General features: G+C 67.5%; 28 protein-coding genes. 20 read left to right on the forward strand and 8 right to left on the reverse strand.

Annotated elements, in window-relative coordinates; all coding sequences use genetic code 11:
* Positions 1–27: 27 nt before the first annotated feature.
* A complete protein-coding gene (locus BST42_RS29850; protein ID WP_207569430.1) occupies positions 28–1512 on the forward strand; it encodes an Hsp70 family protein in 1485 nt (494 codons plus the stop codon).
* A 36-nt stretch (positions 1513–1548) separates the two neighbouring features.
* The gene (locus tag BST42_RS03305; RefSeq protein WP_083117078.1) at positions 1549–2172 is read left to right on the forward strand and encodes a flavodoxin family protein; all 624 of its coding nucleotides are present in this window, start codon (positions 1549–1551) and stop codon (positions 2170–2172) included.
* An 8-nt stretch (positions 2173–2180) separates the two neighbouring features.
* On the opposite strand, the gene BST42_RS03310 is transcribed toward BST42_RS03305, so the two are convergent.
* From BST42_RS03310 to BST42_RS03330, 5 genes are read right to left on the reverse strand one after another with little or no spacing between them, the layout of a single operon-like run.
* Positions 2181–2804 (reverse strand): SAM-dependent methyltransferase, encoded by a 624-nt coding sequence (locus BST42_RS03310; protein ID WP_083117079.1) that lies wholly within the window; start codon positions 2802–2804, stop codon positions 2181–2183.
* Positions 2801–3565 carry a PIG-L deacetylase family protein gene (locus tag BST42_RS03315; protein ID WP_083117080.1) on the reverse strand — a complete coding sequence of 255 codons (765 nt, stop codon included), beginning with the start codon at positions 3563–3565 and terminating at the stop codon, positions 2801–2803. Before BST42_RS03315 ends, BST42_RS03310 begins: the two co-directional genes overlap by 4 nt.
* Positions 3562–4491 (reverse strand): acyl-CoA dehydrogenase family protein, encoded by a 930-nt coding sequence (locus BST42_RS03320; RefSeq protein ID WP_083117081.1) that lies wholly within the window; start codon positions 4489–4491, stop codon positions 3562–3564. The genes BST42_RS03315 and BST42_RS03320 overlap by 4 nt, the downstream gene beginning before the upstream one ends.
* The gene (locus BST42_RS03325; protein WP_237159181.1) at positions 4488–5204 is read right to left on the reverse strand and encodes a glycosyltransferase family 2 protein; all 717 of its coding nucleotides are present in this window, start codon (positions 5202–5204) and stop codon (positions 4488–4490) included. Before BST42_RS03325 ends, BST42_RS03320 begins: the two co-directional genes overlap by 4 nt.
* A gap of 51 nt (positions 5205–5255) precedes the next feature.
* Complete coding sequence (locus BST42_RS03330) at positions 5256–6002, reverse strand: SDR family NAD(P)-dependent oxidoreductase (RefSeq protein ID WP_083117082.1); 747 nt, start codon at positions 6000–6002, stop codon at positions 5256–5258.
* A 164-nt stretch (positions 6003–6166) separates the two neighbouring features.
* Between BST42_RS03330 and BST42_RS03335 the strand changes: the two genes are divergently transcribed.
* A complete protein-coding gene (locus BST42_RS03335; RefSeq protein ID WP_083117279.1) occupies positions 6167–7162 on the forward strand; it encodes a sigma-70 family RNA polymerase sigma factor in 996 nt (331 codons plus the stop codon).
* 7 nt (positions 7163–7169) lie between these two features.
* Here BST42_RS03335 and BST42_RS03340 read toward each other — a convergent pair whose 3' ends face one another.
* Positions 7170–7892: a GAF and ANTAR domain-containing protein gene (locus BST42_RS03340; RefSeq protein ID WP_237159182.1), complete on the reverse strand. Its 723-nt coding sequence runs from the start codon at positions 7890–7892 to the stop codon at positions 7170–7172.
* Between the two features lie 45 nt (positions 7893–7937).
* Here BST42_RS03340 and BST42_RS03345 point away from each other — a divergent pair, with 45 nt between their 5' ends.
* Positions 7938–9014, forward strand: coding sequence for a hypothetical protein (locus tag BST42_RS03345; RefSeq protein ID WP_083117084.1), 1077 nt, complete (start codon positions 7938–7940; stop codon positions 9012–9014).
* Here BST42_RS03345 and BST42_RS03350 read toward each other — a convergent pair.
* Entirely contained in the window at positions 8986–9483 is a 498-nt protein-coding gene (locus BST42_RS03350; protein ID WP_083117085.1) for a DUF1990 domain-containing protein, read from the reverse strand. The genes BST42_RS03345 and BST42_RS03350 overlap by 29 nt on opposite strands.
* An 82-nt stretch (positions 9484–9565) precedes the next feature.
* On the opposite strand from BST42_RS03350, the gene BST42_RS03355 reads away from it, so the two are divergent.
* The 15 genes from BST42_RS03355 (at position 9566) to BST42_RS03420 (ending at position 23325) form a co-directional block, all read left to right on the forward strand.
* Entirely contained in the window at positions 9566–10183 is a 618-nt protein-coding gene (locus tag BST42_RS03355) for a PaaI family thioesterase (protein WP_083117280.1), read from the forward strand.
* The gene (locus tag BST42_RS03360) at positions 10180–10593 is read left to right on the forward strand and encodes a TIGR02611 family protein (RefSeq protein WP_083117086.1); all 414 of its coding nucleotides are present in this window, start codon (positions 10180–10182) and stop codon (positions 10591–10593) included. The genes BST42_RS03355 and BST42_RS03360 overlap by 4 nt, the downstream gene beginning before the upstream one ends.
* An 86-nt stretch (positions 10594–10679) precedes the next feature.
* Positions 10680–12731, forward strand: a complete 2052-nt coding sequence (gene thrS, locus BST42_RS03365; protein ID WP_083117087.1) for a threonine--tRNA ligase — start codon at positions 10680–10682, stop codon at positions 12729–12731.
* Positions 12724–13296 carry an ATP adenylyltransferase gene (locus BST42_RS03370; protein WP_237159183.1) on the forward strand — a complete coding sequence of 191 codons (573 nt, stop codon included), beginning with the start codon at positions 12724–12726 and terminating at the stop codon, positions 13294–13296. The genes thrS and BST42_RS03370 overlap by 8 nt, the downstream gene beginning before the upstream one ends.
* Entirely contained in the window at positions 13293–13973 is a 681-nt protein-coding gene (gene pgsA / locus BST42_RS03375) for a phosphatidylinositol phosphate synthase (RefSeq protein ID WP_083117088.1), read from the forward strand. Before BST42_RS03370 ends, pgsA begins: the two co-directional genes overlap by 4 nt.
* 41 nt (positions 13974–14014) lie before the next feature.
* Positions 14015–14920 (forward strand): phosphatidylinositol mannoside acyltransferase, encoded by a 906-nt coding sequence (locus BST42_RS03380; protein ID WP_264049066.1) that lies wholly within the window; start codon positions 14015–14017, stop codon positions 14918–14920.
* Positions 14920–16080 (forward strand): glycosyltransferase family 4 protein, encoded by a 1161-nt coding sequence (locus tag BST42_RS03385; RefSeq protein ID WP_083117090.1) that lies wholly within the window; start codon positions 14920–14922, stop codon positions 16078–16080. The genes BST42_RS03380 and BST42_RS03385 overlap by 1 nt, the downstream gene beginning before the upstream one ends.
* Complete coding sequence (locus BST42_RS03390; protein WP_237159184.1) at positions 16081–17118, forward strand: NUDIX hydrolase; 1038 nt, start codon at positions 16081–16083, stop codon at positions 17116–17118.
* Positions 17119–17218: 100 nt separating this feature from the next.
* Complete coding sequence (gene pdxS / locus BST42_RS03395) at positions 17219–18145, forward strand: pyridoxal 5'-phosphate synthase lyase subunit PdxS (protein WP_083117091.1); 927 nt, start codon at positions 17219–17221, stop codon at positions 18143–18145.
* A 5-nt stretch (positions 18146–18150) separates the two neighbouring features.
* Positions 18151–18993, forward strand: a complete 843-nt coding sequence (gene tesB, locus BST42_RS03400; protein WP_036338322.1) for an acyl-CoA thioesterase II — start codon at positions 18151–18153, stop codon at positions 18991–18993.
* Complete coding sequence (gene pdxT / locus BST42_RS03405; protein WP_083117092.1) at positions 18990–19595, forward strand: pyridoxal 5'-phosphate synthase glutaminase subunit PdxT; 606 nt, start codon at positions 18990–18992, stop codon at positions 19593–19595. Before tesB ends, pdxT begins: the two co-directional genes overlap by 4 nt.
* Positions 19596–19695: 100 nt before the next feature.
* A complete protein-coding gene (locus BST42_RS03410; RefSeq protein ID WP_083117093.1) occupies positions 19696–21540 on the forward strand; it encodes a hypothetical protein in 1845 nt (614 codons plus the stop codon).
* Positions 21537–21689: a hypothetical protein gene (locus tag BST42_RS29530; protein WP_165760770.1), complete on the forward strand. Its 153-nt coding sequence runs from the start codon at positions 21537–21539 to the stop codon at positions 21687–21689. Before BST42_RS03410 ends, BST42_RS29530 begins: the two co-directional genes overlap by 4 nt.
* An 11-nt stretch (positions 21690–21700) precedes the next feature.
* Positions 21701–22042, forward strand: a complete 342-nt coding sequence (locus tag BST42_RS03415; protein ID WP_083117283.1) for a cupredoxin domain-containing protein — start codon at positions 21701–21703, stop codon at positions 22040–22042.
* Positions 22039–23325 carry a hypothetical protein gene (locus BST42_RS03420; RefSeq protein WP_083117094.1) on the forward strand — a complete coding sequence of 429 codons (1287 nt, stop codon included), beginning with the start codon at positions 22039–22041 and terminating at the stop codon, positions 23323–23325. Before BST42_RS03415 ends, BST42_RS03420 begins: the two co-directional genes overlap by 4 nt.
* 301 nt (positions 23326–23626) lie before the next feature.
* Here the strand turns inward: BST42_RS03420 and BST42_RS03425 are convergent, their stop codons facing one another.
* Positions 23627–25369 carry a CocE/NonD family hydrolase gene (locus BST42_RS03425; RefSeq protein WP_083117095.1) on the reverse strand — a complete coding sequence of 581 codons (1743 nt, stop codon included), beginning with the start codon at positions 25367–25369 and terminating at the stop codon, positions 23627–23629.
* An 86-nt stretch (positions 25370–25455) separates the two neighbouring features.
* Here BST42_RS03425 and BST42_RS03430 point away from each other — a divergent pair, with 86 nt between their 5' ends.
* Positions 25456–26058: a TetR/AcrR family transcriptional regulator gene (locus tag BST42_RS03430; RefSeq protein ID WP_083117096.1), complete on the forward strand. Its 603-nt coding sequence runs from the start codon at positions 25456–25458 to the stop codon at positions 26056–26058.
* Positions 26059–26084 lie beyond the last annotated feature (26 nt).

A 26084-nucleotide genomic window follows, 5' to 3' on the forward strand; every position in this document is an offset into this window, starting at 1 on the left:
GCGCCGACCCTTGGTGATCATGGCCGGATGACCGAACCGCTGGGTATTTCCGTGGGCACAGCCAGTCTGGTCGCCGCGCGGGCCGGGGCGGCGCCGGTGATCTGTCCCGCCACGGTCACGCTCGGCGACCAGCTGTGGACCGATTTCGTCGACCGGGTCGGTGATCCCATCCCGTTGACGGGAGATGACGGCTTCGCCTATCGCGCCGAGCAGCTGCTGGCCGCGGCACTGTCCGGGCTGGCCGACACCGAGGGATCGGGCCTGGCCGCGGTGTCGGGTGTCGCGGTCCCGGCGCACTGGGGACCCGGTCGCCGTGACGCGCTGCGTGATGCGCTCTGGAATCTGCCTGCGCTGGCGTCGGCGGCCGCTCCGCCTGCCCTGGTTTCCGACGCGACCGCGGCGCTGCGCTCACTGCAGAGCGACCCCGGGTTGCCTCGCCAGGGTGTGATCGTGGTGTGCGACTTCGGTGGCGGCGGCACGTCGGTGACCCTGGCCGACGCGGCTGCCGACTACCGCCAGATCGGAGAGACCACCAGGTTCGAGGAACTGTCCGGTGAAGACACCGAATTCCTGCCCGCACTGGACGCCACGCTGCAGCGCGCCCGGATCGGCCGCGCCGATGTCAGTGCAGTCGCCGTCATCGGCGAATCGGTGACACCGGCGGCCACGCACCAACTCTCCGAACACTTGCAGATGCCGGTGACGGTGTCGGCGCACCCGCATCTGGATGCGGCGCTGGGAGCGGGCCTGGCCGCGGCACGGCAGCTGGCTGCCGACGCGCCGACCGGCATGGCGCCGGCACCGCTGATCGCCGACCCCGGACCGCAGTCGGCGACGATGGCCGCACCGCTGGCCTGGTCCAATGACGACGCGCCGGACGACACCGGCGGCTACGACCAGTCTTACGCCTACAGCGACGCCGACTACCTCGGTTACGGCGACGCCGAGGATGACGACCTGTCGATCCTCGGCGGCGAACCGCCTCAGAAGCGCGGGTCCAGCTTGACCCGCAGTGTGCCGTTGCTGCTCGGCGGGGCGGCCGCCGTCGCGGCAGTCGCCGTCGGCGGCTTCGCCTACACCCTCACCGGGACCAGCACGCCGAGCACGCCGTCGGTCAAACCCCTTCCGGCCACCGCGGTTTCGTCGACCGTGAGCGCACCGCAATCGCCCCCGCCTGCGGAGACCGTCACGATGACCAACCCGCCGGTCCAGACCGTCACCGAACAGGCCCCCGCGCCGCAGACCCCGACCACCGTCGTGACCGTGGAGACCACGACCACGACCCCGCCGACCACCACGACCACGACCACCACGACCACGACGACCACCACGACGCCGACCACCACGACCACGACCACGACGACGCCGACTACCACGACCACGATGCCGACAACCACCACCGCGTGGGACACCACGACCACCTCGACGCGCAGGCCGTTGATCCCCGGATTGCCGCCGCCGCCACGGATTCCCGGCCTGCCGCCTGCACCGAACCTCAACGTGATGCCCTGACGTTTACCTGATCGGGATGCGGGCACACCGGCGGGTGTGACCGGTCCCGAACAGACCCTGAAAGCGCTGGCACTGGTGTGCAGTCTGAAGCCCAGCCCGGCATCGTCGAGCAGCGAACTGATCGCTGAACACGTCTTTGCGACCTTGCGTGATCAAGGGGTCGACTGCGAGTCCATCCGCGCCGTTGATTTTGCGATTGCTCCCGGTGTGGAGGACGACATGGGCGACGGCGATCAGTGGCCGGGTATCAGAACCAAGGTGCTCGACGCGGACATCCTGCTGATCAGCACCCCGGTGTGGCTCGGGCATCACTCCAGCGTCACTCAGCGTGTCCTGGAGCGTCTTGACGCCGAACTGTCGAACACCGATGACGCGGACCGCCCGGTGCTGGTCGGCAAGGTGGCGATAGTCAGCGTGGTCGGCAACGAGGACGGCGCGCACAAGGTGATCGCCGATCTCTTCCAGGCGCTCAACGATGTCGGCTACAGCATCCCCGCCCAGGGGTCCACCTATTGGAATGGTGAGGCGATGCAGTCAACGGACTACAAGGACCTCGACGCGGTCCCCGAAGCGGTGGCGTCGGCAACCAGTGCGGCCGCGCGTAACGCGGTCCATCTCGCGCGCCGACTGAAGGCGGCGCAATACCCTGAATATTCGTGAATGTGGCGTCATGCCCCGGGAACGCTCGTGCGCGCTGCGACCGACTGCGCCGAGCCGGTATCGAACACCTCGATGATGACGTCGTCGTCCTGGTATCCGCCGATCCGGTGTAATCCGGGTGTAGCGGCGATGATTGCGGCAACGGCATCACCGGACAGCGGATAGTCGGACACCGGGTGGCGCCAGTGCGCGCCGAGGATCGTGGTGTTCGGCCGCAGCCGGGGGATTTCCCGGGCGAGCGTTTCCCGCAGCGTCGCGGCATCGAAGTAGTAGCCGACTTCGGAGATCATCACCAGATCGAAATCGGTTGCCGGCCAGTCGGTGTCGAATGACCGGTGCAGCAGTGTGACTGTGTCGCGACGCCCACTGGCGCGCAACCGGGCATCGGCGTGCGCCAGCGCGGCGTCGGCGACGTCGACGGCCGTCACGTGATCGCATCGGGCGCTCAACTGTTCGGTGAGCACTCCGATCGAGCATCCCGGCTCGAAGGCGTGCCGGTACCGCTCGTGGGGGAGAAGGGCCAGCGTGATCGCGTATTTGCGCCGTTCGTACCACCGCGACGCGAGCTCCCACGGATCGGCTGACTCGGCGTAGAGGGCGTCGAAGTAGCTGTGCGGCAGGCCGGACGTCATCGGAACACCACTTCTCCCACCCGATCCAGTCGCTCCAGCACGTGGGGCGGCAGAATCGGCTCGCGCCCGGCGGCGTCGCATTCGAGTTGGCTGCGGAATGACGTGATTGCCTCGCGTTTGCGTTGCACGGCAACCGGATCCGCGACCAGTTGTACTGCGTTCTGCCAGGGCACTGCGTCATCACCGGGACAGGCCCAGTGCCACATCCAGATCGGATACTCCAGGAGAACAGTCCCGGTGCGGGCGGTGGCAATGGCAGCGGCCCGACCGACGGCCTCGTGATCGGGATGACCATCGCCGCGCCACGTCGCCGCGCACCACGTGCCCGTAGGGCGGCCGGCCAGGATATCGGTGAGAATGTCGGCGAGTCGGGATTCGTTCTCGGCCAGCCGGCCGTCGGGGAGCCCGAGAAACGTCGGCGTGGGAAGGCCCAGAACCGCTGCCGCGGTTCGTGATTCACAGCGCCTGGACTCTTCCAGCCGAGCCTGCTCGGAAGGTGACAGGCCCGGCCACGCTGCACCGCCGTCGCTGGCGATGACGGTGCGAACGTCGACGCCGCGGGCGGCGATTCCGCAGGCCGCCGCCCCGAAGCCGAGTGTCTCGTCGTCAGGATGGGGTGCCACCACGACCAGACCAGGGCACTGATCCAGCGGTAACGACGGGAACGTGTCCTTCTTCAGGAGCCATTCGTCGGCGGGTGTTCCCCCGCCGGAGATCGGTGCGGCCGCAAACCGTGCCGCGTTGCCAATCGGTGCGCTCATCGGGCCACCAGCAGACCCAGCGCGGCGAGATCCCTTTCGGCGTGACTCTGCCTGACGTACATGGTCAGATCGGCAACCCGGCGGGCATGGGCTTCATCCATGGCCAGTGGTGCGGGGCCCAGCGCCCGTGCGGTTCGGCCGATGGCCTCGTCGACGGCGGTTTCGACGGCCGCCCGCAGCCGCCGGGCTGCCACCTGGCCGGCGCTGTGTGGGGCCGCGTCGACCTGCCCGGCAGTGCTGGTCATCAGGGCCTCCGCCGCGGCAAGGGCGGTGTCGACGGCACCGAGATGCGCTGCAGTGTAAGGGTTCTGGTCCTGATGAGCGGCGACCGCACGATACAGCGCTGCGGCCACGGCGCGGGCCGCACCCAGCCAGCAGGCCGCGACGCCGGCCGCGCCGTGCCAGAAGCCCGGTCGGGTCAGGTACTCGTCGGGACCGCCGACCGGGGTGGCAGGCGCGGCGCTGAATTGCACGGAGCGGGTGTCCGAGTCGGCCATGCCCGCGTTACGCCACGTGCTCGGTAACGGCTCAACGCCCGGGCCGTGCAGGTCGACCGCGTAGAGGCCGCGGGCTCCCGTGTCCGTCTGCGCGGTCACCAGCGCGTCGGCACACAGCCCGGCGCCGGAGCACCAGGCCTTGATACCGCTCAACGTCACGTCATCACCGTCGTGATGCGCGGTGACAGTGGCGCCGGGGGCCTCGGCTGCCCACACACCCCACAGCCGGTCCGGCTGCGCCGCAGGCCCGTTCAGCTCGGCAAGGATCGCAATCGCGTCGGTGTGCGCCTCCGCCAGCCTGCCGGCCACCACATCGCGTTCACACAACGCGGCCAGTGCCTGCCAGCGGATCAGGGTGCCACCCGAGCCCGGTAAGGGGAGGTCCAGCTCGCCGGCGTCCAGCCAGCGCTGCACAGTCGTGCGGGTCATGCCGAGTCGCGTTGCGGATCGCCCAGCATCCCCCTGAGGTGGGCGGCGAATCCTGCTGGGGCGCGCCCGATCTGGCGTGCGGACGTGGCCACCGAGAGCCGGGTGTCGCGGCGGATCCGGAATCCGACGACTTCGAATCGATGGACCAGGTCGACGTCCTCGTCGCTTGTCAGCGCATCGAATCCACCGACGTGCCAGTAGGCGTCGGCCGCGAAGCCCATGTTCGCGCCGTGGACATGATCGTGCGCGACCCGGCCTGGCTGGATTTTGGCGTGGTACGCGCGAAGGTAACGCCGGACCGCGGTCACCGGGATCTGCCGCCAGTTGGCGATGCGCACGACGCCGAGAATCATGTCGGCATCCGCGCTGAGCTGGCGCAGCAGCCAGTTGGGGTCAACGCGGCTGTCCGCGTCGGTGGTCGCGTACCAGGTAGTCGGACCAGTCAGACCCTGGTCGCGGGCGAACGAAAAGCCGGCGGCACGCGCCTTGCCCACGTTGTGTGCATCGATCTCGAGGAAGTGCACATCGGTGCCGAAACGTTCCGCCAATGCGTTGCTGCCGTCGTTGCAACTGTCCAGGACGACCACCACCGTGACCGGAATATCCGCCCGCTCGGCCGCAGCCGCAATCGCAGTCAGGCAGTCCGGCAGGGCCGATGCCTCGTTGTGGGCGGGGACGACGATCACCGCGCGGTCGAAATCAGCAGCAGCCACGTCAATTCTGTAGCCGATCTGCGGCGTTTTCACACTTCGCCGGTCAGCGGGTCAGGTCAGCGGAGCCAGGCCCACCCCGGTCAACACGTAGCCCGCGGCGGAGTCGGCGGTGTCGCGGTTCACCAGGTCGACCATGGCCTGGCCCGCGATCTCCGGCGTGATCACCGGTTCGAGCTGCTGGATGAACGCGTCCTCGGTCGAGCCGGCCTGGCGTGCGTAGGCCCGAATACCTGCGCGTCCGACGTCGCCGGCCGGTGTCATCCTCGGCATGACGGTGGTGAACGTGATCCCCAGATCGGCGCGCTCCGATTCCAGTTGGGCGTACTGAGCGATGAACCGTTGAGTGGCCTTGGACCCGGCGTACCCTCCGCTGAGTGGGGATCCGTTCAGCGCGGCACCGCTGCTGACGATGACGACCTTGCTGCCCCGCGGCAGCGGCTTGAGAAGGGCTTCCCGCGCCCAGGTGAAGGCGATCTTCACATCGGCGTCCCAGTTGACCGAGAACGTCTCCCAGGACTGGTGCACCAGTGCACGCATCACCGGGGTGGCGCCCGCGACCACGATCACGGTGTTCGGTTGATGCTCATCCAGGACGCGCCGCACCGCATCGGCGTCCGACGCATCGGCGACGTGCGTGCGGACGGTGGGATGGATGTCCGTCAATCCGGCCAGCGATGCGCCGTCGCGTGCGAGCGCGACGACGTCGTTCCCCGAGTTGGCGAACGCGGCGGCGACGCCGCGTCCCAAGCCTCGGCCGGCCCCCACCACGAGCACCTTCAGTTCACCTGGTTCGGTCATGTCGATCCTTATCGCCTCAGCGTGAAACCTGTCGAAGAGGTAGATGCGTGGGTCCGTCAAAAGTGGGCGGCGATCGCACGATCACTTTTCGGGCTCGCGAACGTCAGTACCGGTGGGCGCCGCGCTGGGTCGGCGACACGTGTGAGGTGAAGCGGTGGCGTGGCATGACAGACGATCTGATCGAACAAGCGCGGGCCGGCGACAGCGACGCGTTCCGCATGCTGACCGAACCGCATCGTCGCGAACTCGAGGTGCACTGCTATCGGATGCTCGGCTCGGTGCAGGACGCCGAGGACATGGTTCAGAACACGTTGCTGGCGGCCTGGCGCGCGCTGGACGGATTCGAGGAGCGGGCATCGGTCCGGACGTGGCTGTACCGCATAGCCACAAATCAGTGTCTGAGCGCGCTGCGGTCCGGGCGGAGAAAACGCGCGGCTACGGAGGTCGGCATCGCCGAGAATGACCTGCCCGAGCCGACGCACTACGGCGACATCGTCTGGCTGGAGCCCATGCCGGACCATCTGCTGGACTTCGCGGACACGTCTGCCCTCGGCCCGGAAGCGGTATACGAGCAGCGGGAAGCCATCTCCCTGGCGTCCATCACCGCGCTGCAGTTGCTACCGGCGCGCCAGCGCGCCGTGCTCCTGCTGCGAGACGTGCTCGGCTACCGAGCCGCCGAGGTGTCCGAGATGCTGGGCACCACAGTCGCTTCGGTGAACAGCGCGCTGAAACGGGCACGTGGGACGGTCGGAAGGCGGAGCCGGGATATCGAACCGCCGCAACCGAATTCGTCGTCGGAGCAGGCGCTGGTTGCGGACTTCGTGCGGGCATACCAAACCGGTGACGTCGAGGCTTTGGTGCGTCTGTTGACCACCGACGTACGGATCTCCATGCCGCCGATCCCGCTGGAGTACCACGGCCGCGACGCTGTCGCGGGCTTCTATGCCAAGGTCTTCGGCAAACGGAGGTACACGCTGGTGGCCACCCGGGCCAACGGTCAGCCGGCGTTCGGGGCTTATCTCGCAACCGGCGTCGACCCCGTTTGGCACGCCGCCGGTCTGCTGGTCCTCGATCTAGCCGGTCCGCGGATCTGCGGGCTGACCCGGTTCGACAACGATGTGATGCCGCGATTCGGACTGCCGCGAACGCTCAGTGTCTGAGATACCGTCAGCGCGGATGTGCCTGTGCCGCATCGACGATCCTGGCCGCGACTTCGGCCAACGGCACGTTCGTGTCGTGCGACAGCTGCCGCAACATCTCGAACGCCTGGGTGGCGTCCTTGCTGTAGCGCTCCATGATCATGCCCTTGGCCTGCCCGATGATGTCGCGGCTGGCCAAAGCCTCCTGAAACTGTGATTCGCGTCGGGCCGCGTCCCAGACCAACGCCGAGTGCGCCGCGAACAGCGAACCGAGCTGGCGGGTTTGGTCGTCGAACGCATGTGGACGGTCGGCGAAGATGTTCAGCGCGCCTATCGACCTGTCCGTGATGAACAGCTGAAAACCCATGATGCTGCGTACCGCCGTGGTCTGCAGCGCATGGGTGCAGAAGTTCGGCCAGCGTGTCTCGCGGGAAAGATCCTCCACGTGGACCACTCGGTGCTCCCATGCGGTCGACAGACACGGGCCTTCTCCGGTGCGGCGTTGAATGTCGTCGATCCGGATCGCCGCCTGGTTGGTCGCCGCCGGGGTGTCGATCTCGAATTGGCCTGCCGTCACAGTGATGTTCGCGTACTCCGCACCGGGTAATTCCGCGACAGCATGCTCCACCAGTTCGGCGGCCACCCCGCCCTCGAGGCTTCGCCGTTCGTACAGGCGCCGAGTGATGTCGCCGATGCGCGCAGCGGCGTCCGCAACGGAGAATCCACGGTCGACCGACATGGCAGATGCCATACCCGCCACGATGGATAGTGCAACATCGGCGCTGAGGAGATTTCGATGACCGAGCAGACCCGCGTGCGTCGCGGACCGATCACCCGTAACGCCACTGGTCTGACGTCGGCCGAGGCCTTCGTCATCATCGCGATCGCGACGATCCTGCTGACCCGGCTCTATCTGCAACTCACCGGCTACCCGCAGGTCGGCGGTGGCGATCTACACATTGCGCATGCGCTGTGGGGCGGAGCCTTGATGATGATCGCCTTGCTGACCGGCTGGATGGTTCTGGGCTCAGGCCCGCGGTCGCTGGCCGTGGTGTTGGGCGGGATCGGCTTCGGCCTGTTCCTCGACGAGGTGGGCAAGTTCGTCACCAAGGACAACGACTACTTCTACGGACCGTCCGCGGAGATCATGTATGTCCTGGTCTGCCTGATCCTCGCCGTCGCGCGCATAGTGCGGGCGATCCGACCGCTCAGTGCGCGTGAATGCCTGGCGTCGTCGGCGGCGATCGCCACCGACGGTGTGGCGCGCGGACTGCCCGACCATCGCCGCGAGATCGGTCTGCGACTCGTCGAGTACGCCCGAGCCAGGGGAGCGTCGACCGATGACGTCGAGCATGTCCGCGCGTTGTTGCTCTCGGCAGCGCACGCCACCGATCGCGGCTACCGCGCGCGGCGATGGGCAGAACGTCTGATTCCCAACGTGTTTCGAAGCCCGAAGTGGGTGCCGTGGGTGGGCTGGCTATTGGTGGGCGGTGCGGTCTTCGGCTTGCTCTTCCACGCGCTGGGGATCGCGTTGGGCGGCTACTTCTACCAAGACAGCCATGTCTCGATCCATCTGGCCGGCAAAACCCCGGCGACCCTCATCCTGATGGTCGGCGCCGCACTGACCCTGGCGATCGCGTTGCCTGCGATGATCGCGCTGCCGCGTACGACAAAGTTATGGCCGCTGCGGCTGCTCCGCACCGGGGCGCTGGTGTTCACCTTCCTCAGTGCGCTGGTGCATTTCGCGACCGAAGGATTCGCCGCTCTGATCACCCTGTCGATCGGTCTCTTCGGCCTGGCGATCCTGTCCTATCAAGTAGACGTCGCGACCGAGCGGGCGGCGCCTAGACCACCGACAGGTAGCGCCGAGTGATCACCCGCTGAACCAGCGCAGCGACCGGCGCTCCGACCTGACTCCACCACGTGGCCGGCGTCGAGAACGCCACCACCTCGGCGTGTACCGACTCATCGCTGGGGTTGAAGCGAACGCCGAACATCTCCTCACCGGAGACAGCGTGGCCGGGCAGGCTGCCGTAGGCGAAGCCGCGGCGGTTGGTCTCGTCGACCACGTACACCACCCGACAGGGTGCGGCGAACGGACCCAGCCGCCCGAGCACGTCGGTGCCCACCTCGGCCACCTCCGTGGTGGCGGCGACCCGCAGACCGGCACCGCGCAGCATCCCGTAGCGCATCACCGAGTCCGCCGCGCGCTCGAAGCGCGCCCGCCCCCTGCCAATGCACGAGGACAACCGCACATGGTGGTAACCCGCCGGCAGACCCGCCGCCGTCGCGCCCACCTCGGCGTAGGTCAACGGCCGGCCGGCCAGGTCGCTGAGCTTCACCGCTACAGCCTGCCATTGCTTACGTACTCTCGACGTGAGCGGCTCGCATCCGGCCGCATACGGTAACCAGGTGGTAGAGGACATGACGGCGGCACTCCATCCCGGTGGCGGATTCAACCCGCCGGTGCCGACGGGCCGGGGTGGGCCCGATTACGGCCGGTTCATCGACGCGGTGCGCGACCTTCAAGACCATGCCCGCGCCGTCGACGCGCCGGACGACGTGATCACCGAGGCCGCCGATCTCCTCGAGCGGGCGTCGGCGCTGTTGACGCCGTACGACGCCGACGAATGGACCACACCATCGGGCCGCCGCACCGACCTGCCGATGCGGGGCAACATCCTGTCCATTCCCAACGAGACAGAAATCGGCGAGGACGGACGGCTGCGCGGCTGGGCCCGGTTCCGTCGCTATCACCTGGGCCGCAACGGGGCCGTGCACGGCGGCCTGATTGCCCACCTCTTTGACTCGGTGCTCGGCAAGACGTCTTTCGTGCTCACCGGCGGGCCGTATCAGCGCACCGCCTACCTGCACGTCAACTACCGCAAGATCGTGCCCATCGAGACAGAACTCCAGGTCGAGGCCGGTGTCGTGCGCACCGAGGGGCGCAAGATCTACGTCGACATCCGGCTGTGCGACGGCGACGATCTGCTGGCCGACGGTGAGGGGCTTTTCGTGCTGCTGAAACCAGGTCAACCGTGAAGCGATTACTGCAGCAGTGGAAGCACCGGCGGGAGCGGTTGAGGCACCGCCCGGTCGCCGATTTCGTCTACCGGGCGGTCGTTGGCGTCGTGGGGCTCGCCATTCTTGCCGTCGGGATCGTCGCCATTCCGTACCCGGGCCCCGGCTGGGCGATCGTGTTCGTCGGGCTCGCGATATTGGCGAGCGAGTTCTATTGGGCCCACCGCACCCTGTCGTTCACCCGGGACCGCTACGACAGTGTCATGTCATGGTTCCGCAGGCAGGGCAGGTGGGTTCAGGCGCTGGGTGCGGTGTTCACCGCCGCGGTCGTGGTCGCCACGCTGTGGCTGTTCGGCGCGGTCGGCTGGTCTGCGGGACTGCTGGGCTTCGACCATCCGGCCTTGCACAGCCCCATCGGCCTCGGCGCCTGACCAGCACCCCGATAGCATGGTCGGCGATTCCTGCCGCCCCCGGCGAGAATCGCAAGTGAGCCCCACGACGCCGAAAGAGGCCAGCGATGACCGCCCCCGCACACCCCGCCCCAGCAGCACCGATCCGGGTGCCTGCCGGGACTACCGCGGGCGCTGCGGTGCGCGACGCAGGCCTGCCGAGCCGCGGCGAACCCGGCGCGATTGTCGTGGTGCGCGACGCCGAGGACAAGCTGCGTGACCTGAGCTGGACGCCGGACGCCGACGTCGAGGTCATCCCGGTGGCCGCCGACACCGAGGACGGCCGCAGCGTGATCCGGCACTCGGCCGCCCATGTTCTGGCTCAGGCTGTGCAGGAACTCTTCCCGCAGGCCAAGCTCGGTATCGGACCGCCGATCACCGACGGTTTCTACTACGACTTCGACGTGCCCGAGGCGTTCACGCCCGAGGACCTGGAGAAGCTCGAGAAGCGGATGGCCAAGATCGTCAAGGACGGTCAGCTGTTCTCGCGCCGGGTCTACGAGTCCAAGGACCAAGCCCGCGCCGAACTTGCCAACGAGCCCTACAAGCTCGAACTCGTCGACGACAAATCCGGCGACGCTGACATCATGGAGGTCGGCGGCGACGAGCTGACCGCCTACGACAACCTCAATCCCCGCACACGTGAACGGGTTTGGGGTGACCTGTGCCGCGGTCCGCACATTCCGACCACCCGCTACATTCCGGCCTTCAAGCTCACCCGCAGCTCGGCGGCCTACTGGCGCGGTGACCAGAACAACGCCAGCCTGCAGCGCATCTATGGCACGGCGTGGGAATCGCAGGAGGCGCTGGACCGCCACCTCGAATTGATCGAGGAGGCGCAGCGCCGCGACCATCGCAAGCTCGGCGTGGAGCTGGACCTGTTCAGCTTCCCGGACGAATTGGGTTCGGGCCTACCGGTTTTCCACCCGAAGGGCGGCATCATCCGCCGCGAGCTGGAGGACTATTCGCGCCGTAAGCACGAGCAGGCCGGCTACGAGTTCGTCAACACGCCGCACATCACCAAAGAACAGCTCTACATCACCTCCGGCCATCTGGAGTGGTACGCCGACGGCATGTTCCCCCCGATGCACATCGACGCCGAGTTCAACGAGGACGGCACGCTGCGCAAGCCGGGCCAGGATTACTACCTCAAGCCGATGAACTGCCCGATGCACCACCTGATCTACCGGTCGCGCGGGCGGTCTTACCGAGAACTTCCGTTGCGGCTCTTCGAGTTCGGCTCGGTGTACCGCTACGAGAAGTCCGGCGTGGTGCACGGTCTGACCCGCGTGCGCGGTATGACGCAGGACGATTCGCACATCTACACCACCCGCGAGCAGATGCGCGACGAGCTCGCCTCGCTGCTGCGGTTCGTGCTCGAGCTGCTCGCCGACTACGGTCTCAACGACTTCTACCTGGAGCTCTCCACGAAGAACGAGGAGAAGGCCGTCGGCTCCGACGAGATGTGGGACGAAGCCACCGAGACACTTCGGGAAGTCGCGGAATCGTCCGGTCTGCACCTGGTGCCGGACCCGGGTGGCGCGGCGTTCTACGGACCGAAGATCTCCGTCCAGGTCAAGGACGCGTTGGGTCGTAGCTGGCAGATGTCGACCATCCAGCTGGACTTCAACATGCCGGACCGTTTCGAGTTGGAGTACACCGCCGCCGACGGTTCCCGGCAGCGGCCGGTGCTGATCCACCGCGCGCTGTTCGGTTCGATCGAACGGTTCTTCGGGGTACTCACCGAGCATTACGCAGGCGCCTTCCCGGCATGGCTGGCACCGGTGCAGGTGGTCGGCATACCGGTGGCCGACGCACACCTGCCGTATCTGGAAGATGTTGCCGCCGAACTCAAATCGCGCGGTGTGCGGGTCGACGTCGACGGCAGTGACGACCGGATGGCCAAGAAGATCGTCAACCACACCAACCAGAAGGTGCCGTTCATGCTGCTCGCGGGCGACCGCGACGTCGAGGCTGGCGCGGTGAGCTTCCGGTTCGGTGACCGCACCCAGATCAACGGAGTGCCCCGCGGGCAGGCGGTCGAGACGATTGTGAAATGGATCGCCGATCGCGAGAATGCCGTCCCCACAGCCGAACTGGTGAAGGTCGACGGTGGCTGACAACGCGGAGGCGTACATCGATCGGGGCGCGGGTGAACCCGACCGCCTGCAGCGGCTGTGGACGCCGCACCGGATGAACTACATCCTCGACGTCCCCGCGAACAAGGCGGACAAGGGATCCGCGGGGTCGGCGGGATCCTCGGAGCCGTTCACCTTCATCCCCACCCTCCCCGACGAGGACGGTCTGGTGGTGGCCCGCGGCGAGCAGGTCTACGTCGTGCTCAATCTCTATCCGTACAACCCGGGCCATCTCATGGTGGTGCCGTACCGGCGCGTGTCGGAACTGGAGGATCTGTCCACCGGCGAGAGCGCTGAGCTGATGGCGTTCACCCAGAAGGCGATTCGCGTCATCAAGTCGGTGTCGAGCCCGGACGGCTTCAACGTCGGGCTCAACCTCGGTAAGTCCGCCGGGGGTTCGCTGGCCGAGCACTTGCACATGCATGTGGTGCCGCGCTGGGCCGGCGACGCCAACTTCATCACCGTCGTCGGTGAGACGAAGGTGATCCCGCAGCTGCTGCGCGACACCCGCAAGCTGCTGGCCGACGAATGGGTGGCTCAGCCGTGAGCGACTTCTACCTGATGACCCGGGCGGCGTACGCCAAGCTCAGCACTCCGGTGGCGAAGGGGGCGCTCAAGATCGGGCTGACCCCCGACATGGTGACGATCATCGGCACCGCCGGCTCGGTGCTGGCCGCGCTCATCATGTTCCCGATCGGCCAGCTCTGGTGGGGCTCGGTGGCGGTGTTCGTCTTCGTGCTGGCCGACATGCTCGACGGTGCGATGGCGCGCCAGCGCGGCGGCGGCACCCGGTTCGGTGCTGTGCTCGATGCCACCTGTGACCGGATCAGCGACGGCGCGATCTTCTGCGGTCTGTTGTGGTGGGTGGCGTTCAGCATGCACAGCTCATCGCTGGCGGTGGCCACGATGATCTGCCTGGTGACCTCGCAGGTCATCTCCTACGTCAAGGCGCGCGCGGAGGCCAGCGGTCTCGAGGGCGGCGGCGGGCTGATCGAGCGACCCGAGCGGCTGATCATCGTGCTGGTCGGAGCGGGCTTCTCCGACCTGCCGTTCTTCCCGATGCCGGTGGTGTTGCCCATCGCGATGTGGCTGCTGGCGGTGACCAGCCTGGTCACGGTCGGCCAGCGGGTGCACTCGGTGCGCTCCAGTGCGGGAGCCATGGACAAGATCACGCCGGCCACCGCGCAACCGGTCGGCGACGACGCCGAAGGCACCGAGCCGTGATCACCACCCCGGGGCAGCTATGGACGGCCGGCCGCAACCGGCTGCCTCGGACCGATCTGTTCAGCGACCTCGGCTACGCCGCGGGGTGGCGGATGGTGCGTGCGATGCCGGAATTCGTGGCGCGCAACGCTTTCGAGGCCGGTGCCTGGTATGCGGCCCAAGGCGGCGGTCCCGAGCAGCTGCGTAAGAATCTGGCCCGAGTGATCGGCGCCACCCCCGCCGAGGTGCCGGACTCGCTGATTCGTGCCTCGCTGGCCTCCTACGCCCGGTACTGGCGGGAGGCGTTCCGATTGCCGACGATGGACCACAAAGCGCTTGGCGCCCAGATCGACAAGGCGGTGACGGGCAAGCAGTACCTGGAGGCTGCCCTGGCCGCAGGACGCGGAGCGGTCCTCGCGCTGCCGCACAGTGGCAACTGGGACATGGCCGGGGTCTGGCTGGTCCAGGCCAACGGCACCTTCACCACGGTCGCCGAGCGCCTCAAGCCGGAGTCGCTGTACAAGCGCTTCCTCGACTACCGCGAAAGTCTCGGTTTCGAGGTGCTGCCCCTGACCGGCGGCGATCGACCCGCCTACGAGGTGCTCGTCGAGCGGTTGCGGGATAACCGCGTTGTCTGTTTGATGGCCGAACGCGACCTGAGTCGCTCGGGAGTGCCGGTCGATCTGTTCGGAGAGGCCACCCGGATGCCGGCCGGCTCGGCCAAGCTCGCTCTGGACACCGGCGCCGCTCTGATTCCGGTGCACTCCTGGTTCACCGATGACGGCTGGGTCGTCGACTTCTTCCCCGAGTTGGACTGCTCCAGCGGTGATGTCGGCGTGATCACCCAGGCACTGGCCGACCAGTTCGGCACCAACATCGCCGCGCACCCCGAGGACTGGCACATGATGCAGCCGCAGTGGCTGGCCGACCTGTCCGATGAGCGACAGGCCAGGTTGAGGGAGCCCTGATGCGGATCGGGATGGTCTGCCCGTACTCGTTCGACGTGCCCGGTGGGGTGCAGTCGCACATTCTGCAGCTGGCCGAGGTGATGCGCAGGCGCGGCCACGAGGTCAGCGTGCTCGCCCCGTCGTCGCCGCACGTGCAGCTGCCGGAGTACGTGGTCTCCGGCGGCAAGGCGGTTCCGATTCCCTACAACGGGTCGGTGGCGCGGCTGCGGTTCGGCCCGGCCACTCATCGCAAGGTGAAGAAGTGGCTCATCGGCGGTGATTTCGACGTGCTGCACCTGCACGAGCCGAACGCGCCCAGCCTGTCGATGCTGGCCCTGCAGGCGGCCGAAGGCCCGATCGTGGCGACCTTCCACACCTCCACCACAAAGTCGTTGACGCTCAGCGTGTTTCAGGGGATTCTGCGGCCGTATCACGAGAAGATCGTCGGCCGGATCGCGGTGTCCGATCTGGCGCGGCGCTGGCAGATGGAAGCGCTGGGTTCCGACGCCGTCGAGATTCCCAACGGCGTCGACGTGGCCGCTCTGGCCTCGGCGCGACCCCTCGACGGTTACCCGCGCCCCGGCAAGACGGTGCTGTTCCTCGGGCGGTTCGACGAACCACGCAAGGGGATGGCGGTCCTGGTCGGTGCGCTGCCCCGGCTCGTCGAGCAGTTCGAGGACATCGAGATCTTGATCGTCGGCCGCGGTGACGAGGACAAGCTGCGGGAGGAGTGCGGCGAGCTGGCCGGCCACCTGAGGTTCCTCGGTCAGGTCGACGATGCCGAGAAGGCGGCCGCACTGCGCAGCGCCGACGTCTACTGCGCGCCGCACACCGGTGGTGAGAGCTTCGGAATCGTGCTGGTCGAGGCGATGGCCGCAGGCACACCCGTGGTGGCCAGTGACCTCGACGCGTTTCGGCGGGTGCTGCTCGACGGCAAGGCAGGCCGACTGGTTCCCGTGGACGACTCAGCTGCGATGGCCGACGCGCTGATCGAACTGCTCGACGACGACGCCCTGCGCGCGCGGTACGTGAAAGCCGCCGACGTCGCGGTGCGCCGCTACGACTGGCCGGTGGTGGCCGACCAGATCATGCGGGTCTATGAGACCGTCGCGGGGGCCGGCATCAAAGTTCAGGTGGCGGGTTCGGCGGGCCGGAGCGAAGCGACTCGGGGGTTGGGCTAAGTGCCTGCCCCGCTGTACTGGGTGTTGACCGCCGTCCTGATCGTCGTGCTGGTGGTCAGCGCCTTGCTGGCCCTGCAGACCGCCAATCGGCTGGACCGTCTGCACATCCGCTACGACCTGTCCTGGCAGGCGCTCGACGGGGCTCTGGCCCGGCGCGCGGTGGTGGCCCGCGCGGTGGCAGCCGACACCTATCGCGGCCGACCCGAAGGCAAGCGGCTTGCGGCGCTTGCCGATGCCGCCGAGCGTGCGCCCCGAAGCGGTCGCGAAGCCGCCGAGAACGAGCTGTCGGCCGCGCTGGCGAGGGTCGACCCCACGTCGATGCCGGTGTCGTTGGTGGCCGAGCTCGCTGACGCCGAGGCGCGGGTGCTGCTGGCCCGGCGGTTCCACAACGACGCCGTGCGCGACACCCTGGCCTTACGTGAACGGCGTCCGGTCCGGTGGCTGCGGCTGGCCGGAACCGCACCACTGCCGACCTACTTCGAGATCGCCGAGCGCGTTCCCGAATCCACCCCGGATGATTCCGATCAGATTGATCGCCGCACATCGGCGCGGGTGGTTCTACTCGACGACCAGGGCGCGGTGCTGTTGTTCTGCGGATCCGACCCGGCCTTCACCGGCGGCGAGGCGCCGCGGTGGTGGTTCACCGTTGGGGGGCAGGCGCTGCCCGGGGAACGGCTGGTCGATGCCGCGGTCCGAGAGATCCACGAAGAGACCGGACTGCGGGTCGACCCGGACGCGATGGTCGGGCCGGTGTGGCGCCGGGAGTCGATCATCGATTTCAACGGCGCCGTCATCGCCAGCCAGGAGTTCTACTTCGTACACCGCACCGCCCGGTTCGAACCGACCGCGGCCGGGCGGACGCCGCTGGAACTGCGGTACATTCACGGCCACAGATGGTGTGACTCCAGCACGATCGTCGAGCTGGCCGCGAGCGGGCAGCGGGTGTATCCGCTGCAGCTCGGGGAACTGCTCGAGGAGGCGAACTCGCTGGCCGACGGCCGGGGCGGCCCGCGCAGGGAGCTGCACCCGATCCACTGAGCGGGGCGATTCCCGGGTCGCTTCGCTCCTGCCCACCGGTGAAAAATTCAGTTTGGAATCGCCCTTTAGACTGGATCCGTATCAAACGAAGGGATTGACAGTGGAAACCGGAGCTACCGCGGCTGGATCCAACGGCTCGGCCAGCGCGCAGACGGGTACCGCTCGGGTCAAGCGCGGTATGGCGGAGATGCTCAAGGGCGGCGTCATCATGGATGTCGTCACCCCCGAACAGGCGCGTATCGCCGAAGGTGCCGGAGCGGTGGCCGTGATGGCGCTCGAACGCGTCCCGGCCGACATCCGCGCCCAGGGCGGCGTGGCCCGGATGAGCGACCCCGACCTGATCGAGGGCATCATCGCCGCGGTCACCATCCCCGTGATGGCCAAGGCGCGCATCGGGCACTTCGTCGAGGCGCAGATCCTGCAGAGCCTCGGGGTTGATTACGTCGACGAGTCCGAGGTGCTGACTCCGGCCGACTACACCCACCACATCGACAAGTGGAAGTTCACCGTGCCGTTCGTCTGCGGTGCTACCAACCTGGGTGAGGCGTTGCGGCGCATCACCGAAGGCGCGGCGATGATCCGCTCCAAGGGTGAGGCAGGCACCGGCGACGTCTCCAACGCCACCACCCACATGCGCTCGATCGGTGCCGAGATCCGCAGGCTGACGTCGCTGTCGGAGGACGAACTCTACGTCGCCGCCAAGGACATGCAGGCGCCGTACGACCTCGTCGTCGAGGTTGCGCGGGCGGGCAAGCTGCCGGTCACGTTGTTCACCGCGGGCGGCATCGCCACCCCTGCCGACGCGGCGATGATGATGCAACTCGGCGCCGAGGGTGTGTTCGTCGGCTCGGGAATCTTCAAGTCCGGCGACCCCGCCGTGCGGGCGGCCGCCATCGTCAAGGCCACCACCTTCTACGACGATCCCGACGTCTTGGCGCGGGTATCGCGAGGGCTGGGTGAGCCCATGGTCGGAATCAACGTGGAGGAGATCGCGGAGCCGCACCGACTCGCTCAGCGCGGCTGGTAATCCACGTGGCAATCGAAGAGATCCTCGATCTGGAACAGCTCGAGGTCAACATCTATCGCGGCCGGGTGTTCAGCCCCGAATCCGGGTTCCTGCAGCGCACATTCGGCGGCCACGTGGCCGGTCAGTCGCTGGTGTCGGCGGTGCGCACCGTCGACCCCAAGTTCCAGGTGCATTCCCTGCACGGATATTTCCTGCGGCCCGGCGACGCCACCGCGCCGGCGGTCTATCTCGTCGAGGCGCTGCGCGACGGCGGTTCGTTCGTCACCCGGCGGGTCAACGCGGTCCAGCACGGCGAGACCATTTTCTCGATGTCGGCGTCATTCCAGACCGACCAGAGCGGCATCGAGCATCAGGACGAGATGCCCGCCGCGCCGCCACCCGACGACCTGCCCGGCTTCATCTCCAAGGGCGGTGTGTTCGACGAGGCGGGATTCGCACAGTTCGAGGAGTGGGACGTCCGGATGGTCCCGCGCGATCAGGTGACCCGACTACCCGGCAAGGCATCTCAGCAGCAGGTGTGGTTCAAGCACAAGGACCCGCTGCCCGACGATTCGGTGTTGCACATCTGCGCGCTTGCCTACATGAGCGACCTCACGCTGCTCGGCTCGGCGCAGGTCAACCACGTCGAGGAACGCAAACACCTGATGGTCGCCTCGCTGGACCACGCGATGTGGTTCATGCGGCCGTTCCGCGCCGACGAGTGGCTTCTCTACGACCAGTCCTCGCCGTCGTCGTGCGGTGGCCGGTCGCTGACCCAGGGCAAGATCTTCAACCAGTACGGCGAGATGGTCGCGGCGGTCATGCAGGAGGGGCTGACCCGCTACAAGCGCGGGTACGCCGGGCCGTGACTCAGTCCACGCCGGTCCGCGTCGGCGTGCTCGCCCTGCAGGGCGACACCCGGGAACATCTGGCCGCCCTGCGCGAGGCCGGTGCCGAAGCATCCACCGTGCGCCGCGCGAGTGAGCTCGATGCCGTCGACGCCCTGATCATTCCGGGTGGTGAGTCGACCACGATGAGCCACCTGCTGCGCGAATTCGAGCTGCTGGAGCCGCTGCGCACGCGCCTGGCCGACGGCATGCCTGCCTACGGGTCGTGCGCGGGCATGATTCTGCTGGCCACCGAGATCCTCGATGCCGGCGCCGAGGGGCGCGAGGCGGTGCCTCTCGGTGGCATCGATATGACGGTGCGGCGCAATGCTTTCGGCCGCCAGGTCGATTCTTTCGAGGGCGACATCGACTTCGACGGCCTCGACGGCCCCGCCCACGCGGTGTTCATCCGGGCGCCCTGGGTGGAACGTGTCGGTCCCGATGTCCAGGTCCTGGCACGCGCCGGCGAGCACATCGTGGCGGTCCGGCAGGGCCAGGTCCTCGCCACCGCTTTTCACCCCGAAATGACTGGTGACAGGCGGGTGCACAAGCTGTTCGTGGACGTGGTCGCCCGCCGCGCCTGACCCCGTGAAAAACTCCGTGTAGAGACCGCCGGTACCGGGTATTCCGGCGGACAGTTTCAGGCCGAAACCGGCATGACTTCGACTGCGGGGCGGATCAACGATGATCGGTGGGGAACGTACGACGGTTCTGGCGGCGACCGCTGAAGGCGGTGGCGCGGCTCTGGATCAGGTGATCGGCTTGTCCGTGGTGGCGGCGATCGTCACGGCTGTGCTGCTGTGGATCGGCTACCAGCACCGCACCAAGCGCATCACCTGGCTGAAGAACATCGCCGAGCGTGGCGGCAGCAAGTTCAAGCGGCCGCCGTGGGTGGCGCTGAGCATCATGCTGTTCTCGGCGACACTCATCTGTGCATTGTTCGGATTCATCTGGGACGTGAGCCTGCACATCGGAAAGGGCCGCGACCCCGGACCGCTGGCCAACCCGGCGCACTACTTCATCCTGTTCGGACTGTTCCTGCTGTTCATCGCCGGAGTTCTGGCGGTCGTCCTGCCCTACGACAAGCCGGGTTCGGCCGCCGTGCGGATCACCCGGCACTGGTACGCCCCGGTCGGCGGGCTGCTGATGGCCGGCTGCGGGCTGTACGCGTTGATCGGCTTCCCGCTCGACGATGTCTGGCACCGGATCTTCGGGCAGGACGTCACGCTGTGGGGACCCACTCATCTGATGCTGATCGGCGGCGCCGGCCTGTCCCTGGTCGCCGTGCTCTACCTCGAATACGAGGGGCGCCGCGCGATGGGCGCCGACGCACCCCCGGACAGCCGGTTCGTGAAGTTCCTGCAGTACCTGTCGTTCGGCGGTCTGGTGGTCGGCCTGTCGGTCTTCCAGATCGAATACGACTTCGGCGTCGAACAATTCCGGTTGGTGTTGCAGCCGATGATGATCGGCGCCGCGGCTGCGATGGCACTCGTGGCCGCACGACTGACCCTCGGCCGTGGGGCGGCCATCATCGCCGCGCTCTTGGCGATCGGTCTGCGCGGCGGAGTCGCACTGGTCGTCGGCCCGATCCTTGGTGCGCCCACCAGCTGGTTCCCGCTGTACCTCGGGCCCGCGGTGGTCGTCGAACTCCTCGCCCTCACCGCGCTGGCCAAGCGGCCGATCCTATTCGGCGCCGTGGCCGGCCTGGGTGTGGGGACCGTCGGCCTGTGGTTGGAGTCGCTGTGGGTGGGAGCGGTCTACCACTACCCGTGGCCGACGAGCATGTGGCCCGAGGCGTTGGCCATGGCGGTCCCCGTCGCGATCATGATGGGGCTGTGCGGCGCGCTGCTGTCGATCGTCCTCAACGGCCAGCGACTGCCCCGGCCGGCGATCGGGATCACCGTCGTGGTCGTCACCGTGCTGGCCATCGGTGGCGCCGTGTTCAACGGGCTGCGCACTGAGGTGCCCCAAAATGACACCGCCACAATCACATTGACCGACCTGCCGAGCCCGCCGGGACAGCGGATGGTCAACGCCGATGTACGGATCAACCCGCCGGGCCTGGTCGGCGACGGCCCCGAATGGGTCACGATCCTGTCGTGGCAGGGCGGGCTGACCAACGAGCGCGGCCTGGTCGTCGACCGTCTCGAGCAAGTCGGGCCCGGCCACTACCGCTCGACGCGCCCCGTGCCGATCTGGGGTCAGTGGAAGACGCTGCTGCGCGTACAGGACGGCACCCTGATGGCCGGTGTCCCGATCTACCTGCCGGAAGACCCGGGCATCAACGCACCAGCGGTGCCCGCGGAACTCAACAGCACCCGTCCGTTCGTCCCGGAGATCACGATCCTGCAGCGTGAGCGCAACCTCAACCACCCGACGTGGCTGTTCGCCGCCGGGGGTGTGGTGGTGCTGATCTGCACGCTGATCCTGATCGCCGCCCTGACGTGGGGCGGTGGCCGGATCAATCGCACCGAGGAGGAGCCCGCGCGTCTCGAAGAGCCGCGGCCGAAGGTGGGGCCGCAGGTGTGATCGTCACGTACGGCGCCCACCATGCGCTCGTGCTGGCGCTGCCGGCTCTGACACCGGCTGTGGTTTTGGTGGGTGTGGTCTTGTTCATCGCCATCCGCGACCGTCGTCGCGGTGAGGCCGGCGTCGACTCTGAAGGGGATGACAAGTGAAGGTGGCCAAGCTGATTGCGGCCAGCGCCGTGTTGGCGACCGCAGTGGGGTGCAGTTCGGCCAAGCCGCCGGTGCCGCAGGCAGCCGGCCCGGTCGTCGAGATCACCATCGCCAAAGGTGCCGTCACACCCACCAACGCGACGCTGACCGCAAAGGTGAACCAACCGATCACTCTGCGGGTCACCAGCGACGCGGACGACGAACTGCACGTGCACTCCACGCCCGACCATGAGTTCGAGGTCAAACCCGAAGCCGATCAGGAATTCTCGTTCACGGTCGCGGTTCCGGGCGGCGTCGCCGTCGAACTCCATCACCTCGACCGGACGGTGGCGACCATCCAAGTCCAGCCGTGACCCAGCCGTCTGTGGCGGTGCTGGCGCACGGCCTCGGTGGCTCCACCGACCTGCCGATTCCGTACTCGTACGCATTGATCGGCGCGGCGTGGGCGTTGACGCTCACCTTCGCCGTGGTGGCGTTCGCGTGGCGCACACCGCGATTCGACCCTGACCGGCCTGGTCGTTCGCTGCCGGACTGGCTGACGCGGGCGGTCGATTCAAGGATCACCCGGGCCGTGGTCGCCGGACTAACCTTGGCGCTGGCGATTTGGGTTGTGGTTGTCGGCGTCATCGGGCCGCAGGACGGCGGCAACGCACTGCCGGGCGCGTTCTACGTGTTGCTGTGGGTGGGCGTTCCGGCGTTGTCGGTGTTGATCGGCCCGGTGTGGCGGGTGATCTCGCCGATCCGGACTGTTGTCGGCCTGCTGCCGTCGCGCGCGCTGCGCGACTACCCGGAACCGCTCGGGTATTGGCCGGGCGCGGTGGGTTTGTTCGCCTTCGTCTGGCTGGAGTTGGCCAGCCCGAATCCGGGATCGCTGACGGGGATCAAGATCTGGCTGGCCTGCTACGTCGTCGTCGCGCTCGGCGGTGCGCTGTTGTGCGGTCCGCGATGGCTGTCTCGCGCCGATCCGTTCGATGTCTACAGCGTGGTGGCATCCCGGCTCGCGGTTTTCGGTCGCAATCGTGACAGCGGGCAACTGGCCTGGGTCAACCCGTTCAACCATCTGCGGACACTGCCGGTTCGGCCGGGAACGCTTGCCGTACTGGCGGTTCTGCTGGGATCGACTGCGTTCGACAGCTTCTCGGCGAGCCCAGACTGGCGAAACTTCGCCGACGGCCTCGGGATCAACCCGGCAGTGACGCGCAGTATCGGACTGCTGGTGTTCGTGCTCGTGGTCGGTTTCAGCTTCTGGGGCGCGTCACAGGCCACCGGGGGGATCGACCGCGCGCGCCGGCGCCGGCTGCCCGGGTTGATGGCGCACTCGCTGATCCCGATCGTCGTCGGATATGTGTTCGCGCACTATCTTTCGTACCTCGTCGAGAAGGGGCAGCAGACGCTGATTGCACTGTTCGGGCTGCGCGACGTCGAGGTGAGTTATGTCCTGTCCGCTCACCCGGGCGTGCTGGCCACTCTCAAAGTCTGCTTCGTGGTCGCCGGGCATATCGCAGGGGTCGTCGCGGCACACGACGCAGCCATCCGGCTGCTGCCGTCCGGCCATCAGATCACCGGACAGCTGACGATGATGCTGACGATGGTGGCCTACACATTCACCGGGTTGTACCTGCTCTTCGGTGGTTGAGCGCGCCAATTTGTTGCGCGACGTTTAGACGACGTCAACCTGGGCAGTCCCGCTGTGCCGGGCGAGATGTCCATACTCGATGTTTCGGCGCGCGGCGCGGCGGTAGGAGGTCGTGATGATGTCACGCAGTTGGCTGGTTCGACGGATTCATCAAGTACTCGACCATCAGGGTGCGAAATCGACGGCGGGTCTGTGGCGTCCGGCCTGGCAGAGTAACCCGGCCGCGGAGCGGCCGATCAGCTGGTGGCGTGCGCTGTAGCTAGGTGCCGGATGGTCTCCATGGCTTCATGATCGCACCGGGTCAGGCGAGGACAGGCAGCACCAGCCGCGACGACGACCGCACGGTGTTGATGCTGCTGGTGCCGACACTGGCATGCCGGAAGTTCATGATCGCCGGCGTGTCCGGATCCTGGTCGTCACCGGCGATCGTGATCTGGATGCGGTGACCGGTGTCGAACCGGCGGGCGTTGGGCACCAGCGGGATCCGGTACTCGACGTCGTCACCGACGGGTACAGCCTGCGGACGACGGCAGGGCAGCGCGGGCGCGCCGGCCCGACTGGCGGCCTCGTCGACCTCGCGCAGGCTGGCCCGCACCCATCCGGCGGTCACCGGCTCCGTTTCGCCATCGGGGGAGACGTCGGAAAGCGTGACGATGAAGGCGGTGTCGGCGGCCGTGGCGGCGGCGGTCAATCGCAACTCGATGTCGCCGACGACATCGATCGGCGCGGCCAGTGGCTCGCTGAGCCAGGTCAGTGCAGACGGTGGATCGATCGAACTGGGTTTGGCCCGGCCGAGCCCACCGCCGAGCGCCATGAAGTCCCGCGCGCCGGGGATGCCTTCGTCATCATCAAGAGTGCCGTCGGCGCACAGCGCCAGTTCGCGCAACGTGCTTGCCGGCGGCCAGGATTCGCACGTGCGCCACTCGTCGGTGCCGGGCAGGACGTAACGAACTGCCGGGCCGTCGAGGATGCCGGTGTCGCGGCCCTTGAGCCAATGGTCATACCAGGCCAGCGCTTCGACGTGCAGGCTTTCCCACGGCCAGGTCAGCCCGTACTCGCCGAGCATCCCGATGCGCACACACGGACTGTTGGTCAGCCCGGCGTAGCTGGTGAACGTCGAGGGCAGGTGCAGCGGTACGTTCTGCCAGTCGCAACCCAAATAAGCTGGGATATCTACCTTTTCGAGCAGCGGCAACAGGTTTCGTTCGTCCCACCACGCGTCGCGGGTGGGGTGCTTGACCGCCGCGTCGAGCCACAGCTCGTCCCAGGGGTGCGGGTCGTGCGGCAGTTTGAGCAGCCCACGCATCATCGTCACGGCGGCCTCACCGTTCATCGTCGCGAATTTGTGGTGCAGCCGCGAGGTGTTGAGCACCCAACGCGCCGCTCCCAGCGGTCGGCTGCGCCAGAACGTGTCGCTGCGGGCAGCGGTGAGTCCGAGCATCGACAGGAACGGTGTCACGAACGACGCGCTGAACAGGCCGTGGTGCATCGCGGCCTCGTACAGGTCGGCTGTGACGGCCACCGGGAAGATCGCCTTGAGGTGCGGCGGGCGTTCGACGGCGGCCTCCAGCTGAGTCATCGCGAAGTAGCTGATCCCGATCATCCCGACGTTGCCGTCACACCAGGGTTGCGCCGCGACCCATTCCACGAGGTCGTACAGGTCGCGGCGTTCCTGGGAGTCGAAGAAACCGAAGGTGCCGCCAGACCCGCCGGTGCCGCGCAGGTTGGCGATGACGTGGGTGTAGCCGCGCGGCACCCAGAAGTCGGTGGCGCCGGCCTCGATGAAACCGGCTGGGGCGCCGAGGTCTTGGATCTGGCGCGGATATGGGGACGCGGCGATCAGCGCGGGGAAGCGACCGTCGGTGTCGGGGCGGTGGACGTCGGCGAGCAGCGTGACACCGTCGCGCATCGGGACCGCGATGTTGATGTCGCTGGTGGTGCGGTGGTCGGGCGTGCTCAGGTTGCGGTAGTCCCGACCGGTGGTCTGCGGCCCATTGAGCGTGCGCTGACCTGGTTCGATGCCGGAAACGCTGGTGGATGTCATTCGATTCCCTTTTCACGTCCTGTTGAGACTAGTTTCACGGTACGATGAAACTAGTCTCAACGCAATATGAAACTTGAGGTGATGCGATGGCGAAGAAGGCCACGGCACCGGGACCCCGCGACGAGAAGGGGGTACTGGCCGCCCGGATCGTCGAGGCCGCGCGCGGCGAGTTCGCTCAGCACGGCTCGGCGGGCACCACGATCCGGGCGGTGGCTCGGGCAGCCGACGTCGATCCAGCACTGGTCTACCACTACTTCGGTTCCAAGGAAGGCCTGTTGGATGCGGCGACCAATCCGCCGCACCGCTGGCTGGAGGACGTCGCGAGAACCTGGACGACGCCGGTGCCACAACTCGGAACGGCGCTGCTGCGGCTGATGCTGGGCGCGTGGGCCGACGACGAGATCGGTCCGGTGTTGCGGGCGGTGCTGCAGACCGCCGCGCACGAGCCGAGCACCCGCGAGAAGCTGCGCAGGGTGGTCGAGGGGCAGCTGATGGGAGTGTCTCAGCTCGGTGCCGACGAGGCGGATCGGCGCAAGCGCAGCGGCTTGATCTCGTCGCAGATCATGGGTTTGGCGATGATGCGCTACGTGTGGCAGATCGAGCCGCTCTCGTCGATGAACGAGGACGAGATCGTCACCGCCGTCGCACCGAACCTGCAGCGCTACATCGACGGCGACCTGGGGGCGTAGCGCGCCGAGCGTGCGCGATCTCGTCG

It is taken from the genome of Mycolicibacterium rhodesiae (genome assembly GCF_002086695.1).
GTDB classification, from domain to species: Bacteria; Actinomycetota; Actinomycetes; order Mycobacteriales; family Mycobacteriaceae; genus Mycobacterium; species Mycobacterium rhodesiae.